A 15,109-nucleotide genomic window follows, 5' to 3' on the forward strand; every position below is an offset into this window, starting at 1 on the left:
GTGGGCGGGGGAAGTCTCCTACCGTCTGGCTTGCAGAAGCGGACTTTGTCCCTCCACCCCCGACAGGTTCCTACCCTAACGCCATACAAGCGGACCTTGTCCGCGAAGTCCCACTGCCACGTCGGCCTGGAAGACTGTGCGCGGTGGATGAAGCGCGCCCCATGCCATGGTATCTCCCGGACGACGACGACTCCGCCGCGCGGGCTTTCGCGGACAAGGTCCGCTCCTACAGTCCAGCTCCAGCGCCAGAGAGCTGCGTAGGAGCGGACTCCGTCCGCGATAGCCCGCCGCGGCTGGAGAGCATCGCGGATAAATCCGCTCCTACGATCCAACTCCGGCGCCAGAGGGCTGCGTAGGAGCGGACTCCGTCCGCGATGGCCCGCCGCGGCTGGAGAACATCGCGGATAAATCCGCCCCTACAAGTGCGGAGCACTGGCGCATGGGTTCTTGTAGGAGCGAGCTTGCTCGCGAACAACCCAGCTGCGAGGTCGGATCGCGAGCAAGCTCGCTCCTGCGAAGAGCAAGAAAAAGCCCCGCCGAAGCGGGGCTTTTCGTTACTCGTGCATCACAAACATCAGGACGACAGGTAAGCCGAGCGGGTCAGCCCCAGGCGCAACGCATCGAGGTACTGCGTACGCTCGCGGGCGGTGAGCTTGGCCCCGGCGACCTTGTCGCGGTAGTGGGTCATCAGTTCCTCGGGCGACAGGTGCACGTAGCGCAGCATGTCCTCGATGGTGTCGTGGGTCTCGATGCCGGCGTGGTAGTAGCTGCCGTCGGCGTTCTGGTAGACGTTCACCGAGTCGGTGTCGCCGAACAGGTTGTGCATGTCGCCGAGGATTTCCTGGTAGGCGCCGACCAGGAAGGTGCCGATCAGGTAGTCCTCGCCTTCCTTCACGTCGTGCACCGGCATGCTGGTCTCGATGCTCTGCTCGTCGACGTACTGGGTGATCTTGCCGTCGGAGTCGCAGGTCAGGTCCTGCAGCACGGCGCGACGGTTCGGCTCTTCTTCCAGACGATGGATCGGCAGGATCGGCAGCACCTGGCCGATGGCCCAGGTGTCGGGCAGGCTCTGGAACACCGAGAAGTTGCAGATGTACTTGTCGGCGAGCTTGTCGTTGAGCTCGTCGAGCACCTGGCGGTGCGAGCGCTGGCGGGCTTTGAGCTGGTTGTGCAGGCGCCGGCAGATGGCGAAGTAGCACTGCTCGGCCAGGGCCTTCTGCGCCAGGTTGATCTTGCCTTCGGCGTACTGCGCGGCTGCATCGCTCATGTAGTGGGTGGCGCGCCAGTAGGTCTCGGTGACCATCTCGGCGTCGGTCGGGCCGAGCAGGTCGGCCAGCCACTGGACAATCTCCGGCTGCTCGCTGCGGTCGGGGATGGTCGGCACTTCGTCGTTATGCCGCTCGACGTCGGTGACCTGGGTGATCAGCACCGCATGGTGCGCGGTCAGCGCCCGGCCGCTCTCGGAGAACACGTGCGGATGCGGTAGGCCCTGGGCGTCGCAGAACTCCTTGAGCATGCCCACCACCACACCGGCGTAGTCGTCGATGTCGTAGTTGATCGAGCTGGCATTGCGCGAGTGGGTACCGTCGTAGTCAACGCCCAGGCCGCCGCCGACGTCCACGTGGTCCACCGGCAGGCCGAGAGCGCGCAGTTCGCCGTAGTAGCGGATGGCTTCCTTGAAGCCGTGCTGGTAGTCGGCCAGGTTGGCGATCTGCGAGCCCATGTGGAAGTGCAGCAGGCGCACGCCCTGGTCCAAGCCGGCGGCGCGGAAGCGCTCGACCACCGACAGCAGCTGGGCGGCGGACAGGCCGAACTTGGCCTTCTCGCCGCCGGTGTCGGCCCATTTGGAGGAAGCCAGGGAGGACAGGCGTACACGCAGGCCGACCTGGGGCAGCACACCGATCACGGCGGCCTCCTCGATCACCAGCTGCACCTCGGATTCCTTCTCGATCACGATGAACACGTTGTGGCCGAGCTTCTGCCCCATCAGCGCCAGCTTGATGAACTCGCGGTCCTTGTAGCCGTTGCAGACGATGGTGCCGCCTTTGGGCGCCAGGGCCAGCACGGCCATCAGCTCGGGCTTGGAGCCGGCTTCCAGGCCGATGGAGACGTTCTGCGTGGCGATGATGCTTTCCACCACCGCTTCCTGCTGGTTCACCTTGATCGGGTACAGCGCGGTGTAGCGGCTGCCGTACTCCAGGCGCGCGATGTTGGCGTCGAAGGCGCCGGTGAGCTTGCGCACGCGGTCCTGGAGGATGTCCGGGAAACGCACCAGCAGCGGCAGCGACAGGCCCGCCTCGCGCAGCTGCTCGACCAGCCCGTGCAGATCGATCGGCTGGGCATCGGCGCCCTGCGGGCGAACTTCCACGTTACCGGCGTCGTTGATGGCGTAGTAGCCAGCGCCCCAGTGGCGAATTCCGTAGATGCTGCGGCTGTCAGCCACGGTCCAGTTGCTGCCGTCGTCTTTGCGGGTCCGTCTAGCGGCCATGCGGGGTGGTCTCCTCAAGATTGCGCGAATGTGTGCAGGCGTCCGCCCGGCGTGCGGGTGAGTCGTCAAGGCCTGGTGGGATAAACCTAGCCGGGCCTCGTGACGTTGCCGTGTTGACCGCCGGGGCTGGCGGTAAGTTTAGGAAAATCCGACGACACGCCCAGGGCGCACCGATAAATCTCCCATCTAGGGAAAGGGCTTGCCGACGATGCACAGCGTGCGCATCGCCTGGAACCCGTTCTCGACAGGGGAGCAGCTGGTTGGCCGAGTGACTCAGCCGCCGGATTTCTTCGCCTTGAGACCGCGCTTGGTCAGCTCTTCGAGCAGCAGGTCGACGTGGTCGCCCTGGATCTCGATGATGCCGTCCTTCAACGCGCCACCGGTGCCGCAACGCTTCTTCAGCGCGGTGGCCAGGTCCTTCAGCGCATCGGCCGCCAGCGGCACGCCGGTTACCGTGGTCACGGTCTTGCCGCCGCGGCCCTTGGTTTCCCGACGCACGCGAGCGATGCCATCGCCGGCCGGAATCTCGGCCTGCTTGCAGATGCACGCGCCAATGGGCTGATTGCAGTCCGGGCAATGCCGGCCGGAATCAGTGGAGTAGACGAGCCCGCCGAGGGCGGACAGGGAGGATGCTTTCTTGACCACCGGGCGTTTCCCCAGGATTGGCCTCTGCGGGCCAGGTCAACGAATGGCCGGCTGGCGCCGACCGCGACGCCCCACTCAGGCAGGGGCTGCGCAATTCCCGGTGGAGGACCCTGCCGGAAAGGTCGCGCAATTTAGCAGCATTGAGGGCAAATGCTAAGACCGGAAATGCGTCATTGATCGGCAGTTTGGCGACATCGGTGGTTTTCACGGTATCTGGAAGTCGGATCGAGCGATCGCGGACAAAGTCCGCTCCTACGCCAGGGTCAGCCTCTGCGTAGGAGCGGACTCCGTCCGCGATGTCTCAACGTTCGCTCCGACCCGGTCAGAAACTCACCAGGTACTTGCGCAACGCCGCCAGCGAATCCGGACAATAAGGCGTGCCCGCCTTGGCCTCGGCCAGCGCCTGGTGTGGGTCGATGAATTTCGCTTCCAGCACCTCTTCGGGCTGCAGGAACAGCGGCGCATCGGAAACGGCAGAGAACACCGCGCACCACAGGCGATTATCCGGCTGATCGAAGAAGAAGGTGCCGTGGGCGCGCAGTTCGACGCCGGCGATGCCCAGTTCCTCCTCCAGCTCGCGAGCAGCGGATTCGGCGTAGCTCTCGTCCGCCTGCACCATGCCGCCGGCGGCCGGGTCCCAGTAGCCGGGGTAGACCGCCTTGCTCAGGGTGCGGCGGTGCACGCACAGCTCACCGGCAGAGTTGAACAGCAGGATGAAGGTGCCGCGGCCGATCAGCCCGCGCGCGCGCAGTTCGGCGCGCGGCAGGCTGCCCAGCAACTGGTCGTCGTCGTCGACCCAGGCGATCTTCTCGGCGTCCGAAGCCGCCCGGTGGGCGGCTTCCTTGTCGCTGATCAGCGCCATGGATCAGCCCTGGGCCAGCAGCTGGCGCAGGTCGATGATCGCGGCGTTGGCGCGGGAGATGTAGTTGGCCATCACCAGCGAGTGGTTGGCCAGCACGCCGAAACCGCTGCCGTTGAGGACCATCGGGCTCCACAGCGGCGCCTCGGCGGCCTCCAGCTCGCGGATGATCTGGCGCACGCTGACGGTGGCGTTCTTCTTCGCCAGCACGTCGGCAAAATCCACCTCGATGGCGCGCAGGATGTGCGACAGCGCCCAGGCCTGACCGCGGGCTTCGTAGAACACGTTGTCGATCTGCAGCCAGGGGGTTTCCTGGATCACTTCCTCGACTTCCGGCGCCTGCCCGGGCACCACCGGCTGCATCGGCGTGATGTTGGTGTTCAGCTTGACCCGCCCGACACTGGCCGAAAGACGCTGGGACAGCGAGCCCAGGCGGGTGGAGACGTCGCCCAGCCAGTTGTTCAGGCTGTCGGCGCGGGCATAGAACTGCGCGCCGGCCGGATCGGCGGAGAGCCGGGCGAGGTAGCGGTCCAGGGATTTGATGCCATCGGCGTATTCCGACTCGGAGGACGGCAGCGCCCAGCTCTTGTTGTCGAAGTTGAACTTCGGCTCGGCGCGTGCCAGGTCACCGTCTTCGGTGGACTGCGACTGCGAGCGGGCGAAGTCCTTGCGCAGCGCGCGGGACAGGTCGCGCACCTGGACCAGGGCGCCGTACTCCCAGCTGGGCATGTTGTCCAGCCAGACGCCCGGCGGGAAGATGTCGTTGGACAGGTAGCCGCCCGGCTTGTTGAGGATGGTGCCGACCACTTCCTTGAGCGTCTCCACCGTGGTGTAGCCCACCACCATCTGCCGGCCGGCGCGCTCGGCGGCGGCCTGGGCGTTCTGCTGCACCGGGAAGAGGTCAGGCTCCTGGCTCCAGTACCAGCCGATCACCGCGCAGACCACCAGGTAGGCACCCAGCAGGCCGCCCAGCACGCGCACCAGCCAGGGGCCGCCGACATAGGCGCGCACGTTGTCTACCGAGTCATCCACGCGATCGCGCACGGAGCCGCGTTTCTTCCAGTTCCACATGGCAAGTTCCTTAACGTCCCGAATTCGAAGTTAGCTTGGACCGGTTTGCGCCCCAAGGGTGCCGGAATCTTCGGTCCCAGCGCCCCAGCATGCCCCACGCGGGCGGCTGGGCGAAGCCTACCCTGCGCATGGTGCGCGGTAATGGGGTGAATTACAAAGCGCTCAATGTTTGACCGAAGGCACTGTTATTGCCATGCAAGATTGGTAGCATAGGGCCATCAGTGTGTATCACGGCGGAAACATCTCCGCCCCGCAGGCCGCCGGTACGGCTTACGAAGAAGCGTGCGATGACCGAGCTCGACGATCCCTCTCTCGACCGCCTCAAGCATCACTTCGCCCAGCGAGTGATCCACCAGGCGCGCCACCTCCTGGAAGTCTGGCAGCGCCTGTCGCGCTCGGAATGGAACAGCGCCGGCATGGCCGAGCTGGCCGAAGCCTGCCTGCGCCTGCAACGCTACGCCGAGCGCTTCGAACAGGCCGAGCATGCCGACCTGGCCAAGGCCATCGACCAGTGCCTGCGCGCCGTGCAGGACAACCGCGGGCGCCTCTCCAGCGAGCTGATCAGCGAGCTCAACCGCCTGATGCAGCGCCTGTCGCGCACCGGTCTGCGGCATGGCGACCAGTTCGAGCAGACCAGCCTGCCGCCGCTGCGCAAGCCGGTCTACCTGGCCCTGCAGGACCTGGAACGCGCCGAGCGGCTGGCCCAGCAGCTGGAATTCTTCGGCATGGCCGCCCAGCCCTGCGAGCACGCCAACGCCTTCCGCGCCGCCATGGCCGACCGCCATCCGGCAGCCATCGTCATGGAAATCGACTTCGCCGGAGGCCAGGGCCTGGCCCTGGCCGACGAGGCCCAGGCCGGCCTCAAGCAGAAGCTGCCGGTGCTGTTCTTCAGCCACGAAGAGACCGACACTCCCACCCGCCTGGCCGCCGCCCGCGCCGGTGGCCTGGACTTCTTCAGCGGTGCGCTGGACGCCTCCGGCCTGCTGGAGAAGATCGAGACGCTGACCCGCGTGGCGCACTACGAGCCGTTCCGCGTGCTGATCGTCGACGACTCCCGCGCCCAGGCCGCGCACACCGAGATGGTGCTCAACAGCGCCGGCATCGTCACCCGCGCGCTGACCGCGCCGCTGTCGGTGATGGCCGAGCTCGCCGAGTTCCAGCCCGACCTGATCATCCTCGACATGTACATGCCCGAATGCCTGGGCACCGAGCTGGCCAAGGTGATCCGCCAGCACGAGCGCTATGTCAGCGTGCCGATCATCTACCTGTCCGCCGAGGACGACCTGGACAAGCAGCTCGACGCCATGAGCGAGGGCGGCGACGACTTCCTCACCAAGCCGATCAAGCCGCGCCACCTGATCGCCACCGTGCGCAACCGCGCCGCCCGCGCGCGCAGCCTGAAGGCACGCATGGTGCGCGACAGCCTCACCGGCCTGTACAACCACACCCATACCCTGCAACTGCTCGACGACGCCCGCTTCCGCGCGCGCCGCGACGAGCGCCCGCTGACCTTCGCGATGCTCGACATCGACCACTTCAAACGGGTCAACGACACCTACGGCCACCCCATGGGCGACCGGGTGATCAAGAGCCTGGCGCTGTTCCTCAAGCAGCGCCTGCGCAAGACCGACCACATCGGCCGCTACGGCGGCGAGGAATTCGCCGTGGTGCTGCCGGACACCGATGCCGAGTCGGCGCGCAAGGTGCTGGAGGAAATCCGCCAGCGCTTCGCCGAGATCCACTACCCGGCGCAGCCTCAGGACCTGTCCTGCACCTTCAGCTGCGGCATCGCCGAACTGGGCCCGGAGATGGACATCAAGACCATCGCCAAGCAGGCCGACGAAGCGCTGTACCGCGCCAAGCACGGCGGCCGCAACCGCGTCGAGGTCTACCGCTGATCCCACCGCCGGTCCGGCGCGGCGCTCTGCCACGCCATTTTCCGACCGAATGCTGGCACCGTGTCATCAGCCAGTAACCAAACTGCAATAGGTTCAGGACTCGCCGTTTTTCCGCTGTCGGTCGAGACCTGCCATGCGCCTCAAGCTGCTCACCAACCTCAACACCGTCCTGCTCCTGCTCGTCTGCCTCGCCCTGGGCGCCACCCTGTGGTGGTCGCAGCGCGCCCTGGAGCGTCCCTTCACGTTGATGGACCGTTACCTGGAACTCTCCCAGGGCTTCGAGCGCAAGGTCGCGCAGAACATCCAGGCGTACCTCGCCAGTGGCGATGCGCTGAAGCAGAAAGCCGCCCAGCAGGGACTGGACGAGCTGGCCGAGGAACTGCCGCAACTGCCGGACAGCCTCGGCCGGCTGCTCGGCCAGAGCCTCGACGAGCTGCGCCAGTTCAGCGGCAGTCAACTGCTCGCCGCCGGCAAGCTGGCCGGTGATCCGCAGGGCCTGCTGCTGCAGGCCGAACGCGACCTGCTGGCCGCGCTGGACCAGCTCGGCGCCTACGCCGACGCCAGCCAGAACCCCGCCGCCGCCGACTATCGCAGCCCGCTGCTGCAGGCCGGCCTGCACCTGACGCGCCTGGCCCACGCCCGCGCCAAGCTGGTGGAGAGCGGCAACCCGGCGCTGGCCGAGGATATCCAGCGCGAACTGGAAACCCTGCGCCAGTTGGCCGAGCGCATCGACACCCTGCCGCTGCTGGGCGTGCTGGAACAACAGGCCTCCGCCTCCGACGACTTCGCCGCGATGATGGGGCTGGACTCCCAGCCGGCCGCCCAGGCGCAGAGCGAGGACCGCGGCGTCACCCTCAAGCGCGACCTCGCCAGCGTGCTGCGCCGCTACCCCGACGAACTCGACCGCACCCGCCAGCTGATCACCCAGCGCCAGCAACTGGCCAACGCCACCGCCCAGCGCCTGGGCGCCGTGCAGCAGGCCCTGGCGACCCTGGAGCCGCAGGTGCGCGAGGAACGCTCGAAGATCCAGGCGCAGGTGCGCGTGATCCAGGGCGCACTGATCGCCCTGATCCTCGCCACCGCGCTGCTCATCGACACCCTGCAACGGCGCCTGGCGCGCGTGCTCGGGCAACTGGTCCCGGCGCTGTCGACCTGGGCGCGCGGCGACTTCGCCAAACCCATCGCCCTGGCCACCCGCACCCGCGACCTGGTGGAGCTGCAGGAATCGCTGAACCGCCTGCGCGATTTCCTCGGCACCCTGGTCGGCACCATCCACCAGCGCGCCGAGGAAGTGGCCGGCAGCAGCCGCGCCCTGGCCGAGCTCAGCGGCGGCCTGCACGTCGGCGCCGAACGCCAGGCCAGCGACACCGGGGAAATCCGCGATGCGCTGGGCGACATGGAAGCGGCGATCCAGCAGGTGGCCGGCGACGCCAGCCAGGCCGCCTCGGCCAGCCACGCCGCCGGCATGGCGGTGGAACAGGGCCAGCAGGTGATCGGCAACAGCCTCAACGGCATGCGCGCGCTGGTGGACGAAGTGCAGAACAACGCCCAGGCCATCGAGAACCTGGCGGAGGAATCGGCCACCATCGGCAATGTGCTGGGGGTGATCCGCTCCATCGCCGAGCAGACCAACCTGCTGGCGCTCAACGCCGCCATCGAGGCCGCGCGGGCGGGCGAGCAGGGCCGGGGTTTTGCCGTGGTTGCCGAGGAAGTGCGCTCACTGGCGCTGCGCACCGCCGGCGCCACCGAGGAAATCCAGCAGCTCACCGCACGCCTGCAGCAGGCCGCGCGGCAGTCGGTGGATGCCATGCGCAGCCAGGTCGAGCACGCGGAAGTCACCGCCAACCAGGCCGGCGCCGCCGAGGGCGCGCTGGACGAGGTGGTCGGCGCCATCCGTACCATCGCCAGCATGGCCGAGCGCATCGCCGAGAGCTCCGCCCAGCAGAGCGGTGCGGTGAGCGAGATCCGTTCCCATAGCGAGCGCATTCATCAGCTGGGCAGCGAGAACCTGCGCCTGATCGGCCAGGGGCGTAGCCAGGGCGAGCAGCTGCAGGAGCTGGGTGGGGCGTTGCATACCGCGGTGCGGGCGTTCCGGGTCTGACGTAGCGCGAGTCTGGGATCAGGCTTTTGTAGGATGGGTGGAGCGCAGCGATACCCATGCTGCCTGCACGCGGCGATCGATGGGTATCGCTGCGCTCCACGCCATCCTACGTCCGGTTTCTCCGATGGGCTCAGGCGCCGGGGCGGTTCAAAGCGGACTCAGCGCTCACCCAGCTTGTGCCGCGCCGCGTACAGGCAAACCATCTCCATCGCCAAAGTCGCGCCGGCCAGGGCGGTGATCTCGGCGCTGTCGTAGGGTGGCGCGACTTCCACCACGTCCATCCCTACCAGGTTGATGCCGCGCAGGGCGCGGAGGATTTCCAGCGCCTGGTGCGAGCTCAGGCCGCCACACACCGGGGTGCCGGTACCGGGCGCGAAGGCCGGGTCGAGGCAGTCGATGTCGAAGGTCAGGTACACGGGGTTGTCGCCAACTCGCGCGCGAATACGCTCGGCGATGGCCTGCGGCGAGTTGCGGTGCACCTCGCGGGCATCCAGCACCTGGAAGCCCATGACGTCGTCGTTGGTGGTGCGCAGGCCGACCTGTACCGAGCGCGCCGGGTCCACCAGCCCCTCGCGGGCGGCGTGGTAGAACATGGTGCCGTGGTCGATACGCTGGCAATCCTCGTCCGGCCAGGTGTCGCTATGGGCGTCGAAGTGGATCAGCGACAGCGGGCCGTGCTTCTTCGCGTGGGCCTTGAGCAGCGGGTAGCTGATGAAGTGGTCGCCGCCCAGGGTCAGCAGTGCGCAACCGGCATCGAGGATGCGTGCGGCGTGGGCTTCGATGACTTCCGGGGTTTCCTGCGGCACGCCGTGGTCGAAGGAGCAGTCGCCATAGTCGATCACCGCCAGGTGGTCGAAGGGGTCGAACTCCCAGGGGAAGTGCCGGGCCCAGGCCATCTGCACCGAGGCGGCGCGAATCGCCCGCGGCCCGAAGCGGCTGCCGGGGCGGTTGGTGGTGGCGGTGTCGAAGGGCACGCCGCTGACCACCAGGTCGACGCCTTTCAGATCGCGACTGTAGCGGCGACGCATGAAGCTGGTGATGCCGGCGTAGGTGGATTCGGCGGCGGTGCCGTAGAGGCTGTCGCGGGTGATGGCCTGGTCGTTGTCTTGGGCGAGATCCATGGTGTCCTCATCGATGTCTTTATGGTTTGTCCTGCTAGGTCGGTGCCTGCGGTACCACCCTCTCCCCCGCCCTCTCCCTGAAGGGAGAGGGAGCAGATCGTGCCGGCTGACATTCAGGCTTCAACCTGCACCGAACGGTCCCCTCTCCCTTCAGGGAGAGGGCTAGGGAGAGGGCAAGCGCGCACGAATCAGCTACGGGTCCGGAACGCCGACCACAGCCGCGTGCGCTCGCGCTGCTGCTTCAAGGTCAGCAACTGCTCGCCGAACAGCTTCTGGCGCATGGCCGGCGCCGGGTAGATGTCCGGGTCGCCCGCCACGTCGGCATTCAGCAAAGGCGTGGCCTTGAGGTTGGCGTTGGCGAAGTACAGGGTGTTGGTCAGCTCGGCGATGGAGTCCGGGCGCAGCATGAAGTCGATGAAGGCGCGGGCTTCCTGCGGGTGCGGCGCGTCCACCGGGATGGCCATGGTGTCGAACCAGATCAGCGTGCCTTCCTTGGGAATCCGGTAGATCACCTCGAAAGGCTTGTTCGCCTGCTTGGCCTGGGCGGCGCCCATCAGCGCGTCGCCGGTGTAGGTGAGCGCGACGCACAGGCTGCCGTTGGCCAGGTCGTTGATGTGCTTGCCGCTGGCGATGTAGCGCACGTTGGGCTGCAGCTTCTGCAACAACTGGCTGACCTGGACGAGATCGGCCGCATCGGTGCTGTAGGGCGACTTGCCCAGGTAGTTGAGCGCGACGCTGATCACCTCCTGGGGCGAGTCGATCAGCGAGATGCCGCAGTCGGCCAGGCGGCTGGCGTATTCGGGCTTGAACAGCAGGTCGAGGCTGTCCAACGGCGCATCGGGGATGCGCTTGAGCACCTCGTCCTTGTTGATCGCCAGGCCCACGGTGCCCCAGGTGTAGGGCACGCCGAAGCGGTTGCCGGGGTCGATGGCGGCCAGCTTGGCCAGCAGCTCCGGGTCGAGGTTGGCGAAGTTCTTCAGTTGCGCGTCGTCCACCGGCTGCACGGCCTTGGCCTGGATCGCGCGGGCCAGCCCGCTGCTGGCGGGGAAGACGACGTCGTAGCCGCTGCGGCCGGTCATCAGCTTGCTGTCGAGCACCTCGGCGCTGTCGAAGGTGTCGTATTTGACGCGGATGCCGGTTTCCTTCTGGAACCGCTGCAGGGCATCGGCGCCGACGTAATCCGCCCAGTTGTACAGGTTGAGCACCCGCTCCTGCGCCTGCAGGGGCATGGCCAGGGCTGCGAGCAAAGCCGCCAGGGTCGCCCAGGGAAACACACGCATGATCATCGCCTCAGGGTTGTTGTGGTTATGGGGCGAGCATGGCGCGGGCTTTACTTTGTAAAAATACAAAGTTAATTACTTTGGCATTTCACTCGAACAATGTTTGGAGACGATCATGCTCAGCCAGTTGCGCGACCTCGATCTGCAGTTGTTGCGCCTGTTCGTCACCGTCGTGGAGTGCGGTGGCTTCAGCGCCGCGCAGGGCGAGCTGGGGCTGAGCCAGCCGAGCATCAGCATCCAGATGGCCAAGCTGGAGACGCGCCTGGGCTATCGCCTGTGCGAGCGCGGCAAGGGCGGCTTCCGCCTGACGCCCAAGGGCGAGCACCTGCTGCAATCGACGCGGCGGCTGTTCGTTGCCATCGAGGGCTTCCGCGACGAGGCGCGCGGCGTGGCCGACAAGCTGCTGGGCGAGGTGCGCATCGGGCTGTCGGAAAGTCTCGAGGAAAGCGTGCTGGCGCGGCTGTCCGACGCCATCCGGCGATTCCGCCAGCGCAACGAGGCGGTCAGCCTGGAACTGCTCACCGCCACGCCCGCCGAACTGGAACGTCTGTTACTGCAGGACCGACTGCACCTGGCGGTCGGCTATTTCGCCGGCACCCAGGCGGCGCTGGAGCACCAGACGCTGTTCAGCGAATCCCAGGGCCTGTATTGCGGCGCGGGCCATCCGGCCTTCACGGAAGGAAAGCCGACCCGCGATTCCCTGGCCGACGCCGACCAGGTGCTGCACCCCTATCGCTTCATCGCCGCCGACGAGCCCTTGCAGACCAGCCGCAGCAGCGCACGCTGCGAACAGGTGGACGGCAGCCTGGCGTTCATCCTCTCCGGCGCCCACATCGGTTACCTGCCCCGACATGTCGCGCAACCCTGGATCGAGCGCGGCCAGCTACGCGAACTGCTGCCGGGGGAACTGGACTTCGAGGTGGCCTTCAGCCTGACCCGCCACCGCGGCCGTCATCCCGGCGATGCCGAACAGGCCTTCGTCAGCGACCTGCTGGCGGCTTTCGGCCAGCACGCGGCGGATTGACGCAGCGGCGCCTGGAGAACCGAGCCTCGTGGGCGAAGTCCCACAGCCGCGATCACGTCTTGTGACAGCTGATCCGGCGGCATCGCGGGCCGCGCCGGAAGCTTTCCGCTATCATGCCCGCCACCCATATGTCCGCCCATTCCGTAGTCCGCGAGATGTCCATGCGCCGCCTGCTCACCCTGCTCCTGCTCCTGGTCGCCCTGCCCGCCTCCGCCGGCCTGTTCGACAAACCCGCCGACAAGGGCGGCTTCTCCGTGGCGCAACCGGCCAAGGGTGACTTCCTACCGGTGGCCGAAGCCTTCCGCGTCAGCGTCGAGGACAGCGACAGCCAGCAGGTGAAGCTGCGCTTCATCAATGCCGATGGCTACTACCTCTACCAGCACCGTTTCAGCTTCAAGGTCGAGCCCGCCGACAGTGGCGTGAGCGTCGGCGAGGTGAAACTGCCGCCGGGCAAGCAGCATCACGACGACTATTTCGGCGACACCGTCGTCTATTACGCCATCACCGATATCGACGTGCCACTGGTCAACCCGCAGCACCAGCCCTTCACCCTGGTCGTCAGCTACCAGGGCTGCGCCGACAAGGGCCTGTGCTACGCGCCGGAAACCACCCGCCTGCAGATCGCCGACGGCCAGGCCGCCAGCGTGCTGACCGGCCCCGCGCCTTCCGCTGCCGCCAAGTCCGCCGCCGCTTCGAGCAACCCGCTGGCCAGCCTGCTGGGCGACCACGAGCCGGGCAAGATCAAGAAGCTCGGCCGCGCGCTGGTGATCTTCTTCCTGCTGGGCCTGGCGCTGACCTTCACCCCCTGCGTGCTGCCGATGCTGCCGATCCTCTCCGGCGTCGTCCTGCGCGGCCGTCCGGGCGGCATGCGCGGGCTGGCGCTGTCGCTGGCCTACGTGCTGCCGATGGCGGCCTGCTACGCCGTGCTCGGCACCCTGATGGGCCTGTTCGGCGCCAAGCTCAACCTGCAGGCGATGCTGCAGTCGCCCTGGGTGCTGATCCCCTTCGCGGCCTTCTTCGTGGTCTTCGCCGTCGCCATGTTCGGCGTGTTCGAGATGCGCCTGCCGGGCTTCATCCGCGAACGCCTGGACAACGTGGCGAACAATACCCGCGGCGGCTCCATCGCCGGCGCGGCGACCCTGGGCGTGCTCTCCAGCCTGCTGGTGTCGCCCTGCGTGACCGCCCCGCTGGCCGGCCTGCTGCTGTACATCAGCAGCACCGGCGACGCAGTCGGCGGCGGTCTGCTGCTGTTCTCCCTGGGCCTGGGCATGGGCACGCCGCTGGTGATCTTCGCGGTCGGCGGCGGCGCGCTGCTGCCCAAGAGCGGCGCCTGGATGAACGGCGTGCGCAACGTCTTCGGCGTGATGCTGCTGGCGGTGGCCATCTGGATGCTCGACCGCCTGGTATCCGGCCCGGTCTCGCTGACCCTCTGGGGCACCCTCGCCGGCGGCGTCGCCCTGGCCATCGGCACCCTCGAACTGGGGCCGAAGAAACCGCTGCAGCGCCTGGGCCAGCTGTTCGGCCTGATGCTGCTGGTCTACGCCGTGGCCGCCTGGACCGGCGCCCTGCAAGGCGAGTCCGACCCGCTGCACCCGCTGGGCCGCAGCGGCGTACGCACCCATGCCGGTCCGCCCAGTTCCACGCCCGGCGACTGGCAGAACCTCACCACCCCGGCGCAGCTCAACGCCGCCCTGGCCAGCGCCCAGGCCGCCGGGCGCCCGGTGCTGCTCGACTGGTACGCCGACTGGTGCATCAGCTGCAAGATCATCGAGCGCCAGGTGCTGCCGGCGCCGGAGGTCCAGGCGCAACTGCCCGGCTTCGTCCTGCTGCGCTTCGACATGACCGCCAGCACCGAGGAACAGCGCGCCCTGCTCGACCGCTACAACCTGTTCGGCCCGCCCGCGCTGCTGTTCTTCTCGCCCAAAGGCGACGAATGGAGCGATCTGCGCATCATCGGCGAAACCGACGCCGCGACCCTCGCCGACCGCCTGAAACAGGCTGGAACGCGCTCCTGATCACAGTTTGATTGCAATGGTTTTGCCGTAATCGGCTGGCAACATGCTGACATCTACGGCAAAACCGGCATGACTGGACAGTCACGCCGGCTTTCCGGCATAGTCCCGCCCTATCTTTATCCCGCCAAGAACAAGGACTACAGCATCCAGATGGCGACCTTACTGGTACTGCACGGGCCCAACCTCAACCTGCTGGGCACCCGCGAGCCCGACAAGTACGGCTCCGTCACCCTCGAGCAGATCAACCAGGACCTGGAGCGCCGCGCCCGCGAGGCCGGCCACCACCTGCTGCACCTGCAGAGCAACGCCGAGTACGAACTGATCGACCGGATCCACGCCGCGCGCAGCGAAGGCGTGGACTTCATCCTGATCAATCCGGCTGCTTTCACGCATACAAGTGTCGCTCTACGTGACGCATTGCTCGCAGTGAGCATCCCATTCATCGAAGTGCACCTCTCCAACGTGCACAAACGTGAACCTTTCCGGCATCACTCCTACTTCTCCGACGTGGCGGTAGGGGTGATCTGCGGTCTGGGCGCCACAGGCTACCGCCTGGCCCTGGAATCCGCCCTCGAACAACTTGAACGCCCGTGACCTCACCTGGGAG

The 15,109-nt window shown here is 67.1% G+C and carries 11 protein-coding genes; 5 read left to right on the top strand and 6 right to left on the bottom strand.

The window, feature by feature from the left end; all coding sequences use genetic code 11:
- Positions 1–574 precede the first annotated feature (574 nt).
- The 4 genes from speA to HNP46_RS34240 all read right to left on the bottom strand — a co-directional run bounded on the left by speA (position 575) and on the right by HNP46_RS34240 (position 5,063).
- On the bottom strand, positions 575–2,488 hold the full coding sequence (speA, locus tag HNP46_RS34225) for an arginine decarboxylase (protein WP_184598317.1): 1,914 nt from the start codon (positions 2,486–2,488) through the stop codon (positions 575–577).
- A gap of 273 nt (positions 2,489–2,761) precedes the next feature.
- Positions 2,762–3,133: a translation initiation factor Sui1 gene (locus HNP46_RS34230; protein WP_015479046.1), complete on the bottom strand. Its 372-nt coding sequence runs from the start codon at positions 3,131–3,133 to the stop codon at positions 2,762–2,764.
- Between the two features lie 322 nt (positions 3,134–3,455).
- Positions 3,456–3,995: an NUDIX hydrolase gene (locus tag HNP46_RS34235; protein ID WP_184598320.1), complete on the bottom strand. Its 540-nt coding sequence runs from the start codon at positions 3,993–3,995 to the stop codon at positions 3,456–3,458.
- Positions 3,996–3,998: 3 nt separating this feature from the next.
- Positions 3,999–5,063 (bottom strand): DUF2333 family protein, encoded by a 1,065-nt coding sequence (locus HNP46_RS34240; protein WP_184598324.1) that lies wholly within the window; start codon positions 5,061–5,063, stop codon positions 3,999–4,001.
- Between the two features lie 287 nt (positions 5,064–5,350).
- Between HNP46_RS34240 and HNP46_RS34245 the strand changes: the two genes are divergently transcribed.
- Positions 5,351–6,961, top strand: coding sequence for a response regulator (locus HNP46_RS34245; RefSeq protein WP_184598326.1), 1,611 nt, complete (start codon positions 5,351–5,353; stop codon positions 6,959–6,961).
- Between the two features lie 1,513 nt (positions 6,962–8,474).
- Positions 8,475–9,062, top strand: coding sequence for a methyl-accepting chemotaxis protein (locus tag HNP46_RS36315; protein ID WP_409372489.1), 588 nt, complete (start codon positions 8,475–8,477; stop codon positions 9,060–9,062).
- A gap of 158 nt (positions 9,063–9,220) precedes the next feature.
- On the opposite strand, the gene speB is transcribed toward HNP46_RS36315, so the two are convergent.
- A complete protein-coding gene (gene speB, locus HNP46_RS34255) occupies positions 9,221–10,183 on the bottom strand; it encodes an agmatinase (protein ID WP_184598331.1) in 963 nt (320 codons plus the stop codon).
- A gap of 188 nt (positions 10,184–10,371) precedes the next feature.
- The gene (locus HNP46_RS34260; RefSeq protein WP_184598334.1) at positions 10,372–11,469 is read right to left on the bottom strand and encodes a polyamine ABC transporter substrate-binding protein; all 1,098 of its coding nucleotides are present in this window, start codon (positions 11,467–11,469) and stop codon (positions 10,372–10,374) included.
- A 109-nt stretch (positions 11,470–11,578) separates the two neighbouring features.
- On the opposite strand from HNP46_RS34260, the gene HNP46_RS34265 reads away from it, so the two are divergent.
- From HNP46_RS34265 to aroQ, 3 genes are all read left to right on the top strand, one after another.
- The gene (locus HNP46_RS34265; protein WP_184598337.1) at positions 11,579–12,487 is read left to right on the top strand and encodes a LysR family transcriptional regulator; all 909 of its coding nucleotides are present in this window, start codon (positions 11,579–11,581) and stop codon (positions 12,485–12,487) included.
- Between the two features lie 161 nt (positions 12,488–12,648).
- On the top strand, positions 12,649–14,502 hold the full coding sequence (dsbD, locus tag HNP46_RS34270; RefSeq protein ID WP_184598373.1) for a protein-disulfide reductase DsbD: 1,854 nt from the start codon (positions 12,649–12,651) through the stop codon (positions 14,500–14,502).
- A 150-nt stretch (positions 14,503–14,652) separates the two neighbouring features.
- A complete protein-coding gene (gene aroQ / locus HNP46_RS34275; protein ID WP_184598375.1) occupies positions 14,653–15,096 on the top strand; it encodes a type II 3-dehydroquinate dehydratase in 444 nt (147 codons plus the stop codon).
- Positions 15,097–15,109 lie beyond the last annotated feature (13 nt).

The sequence above is a fragment of the Pseudomonas nitroreducens genome, from assembly GCF_014204515.1.
GTDB lineage: Bacteria > Pseudomonadota > Gammaproteobacteria > Pseudomonadales > Pseudomonadaceae > Pseudomonas > Pseudomonas nitritireducens_A.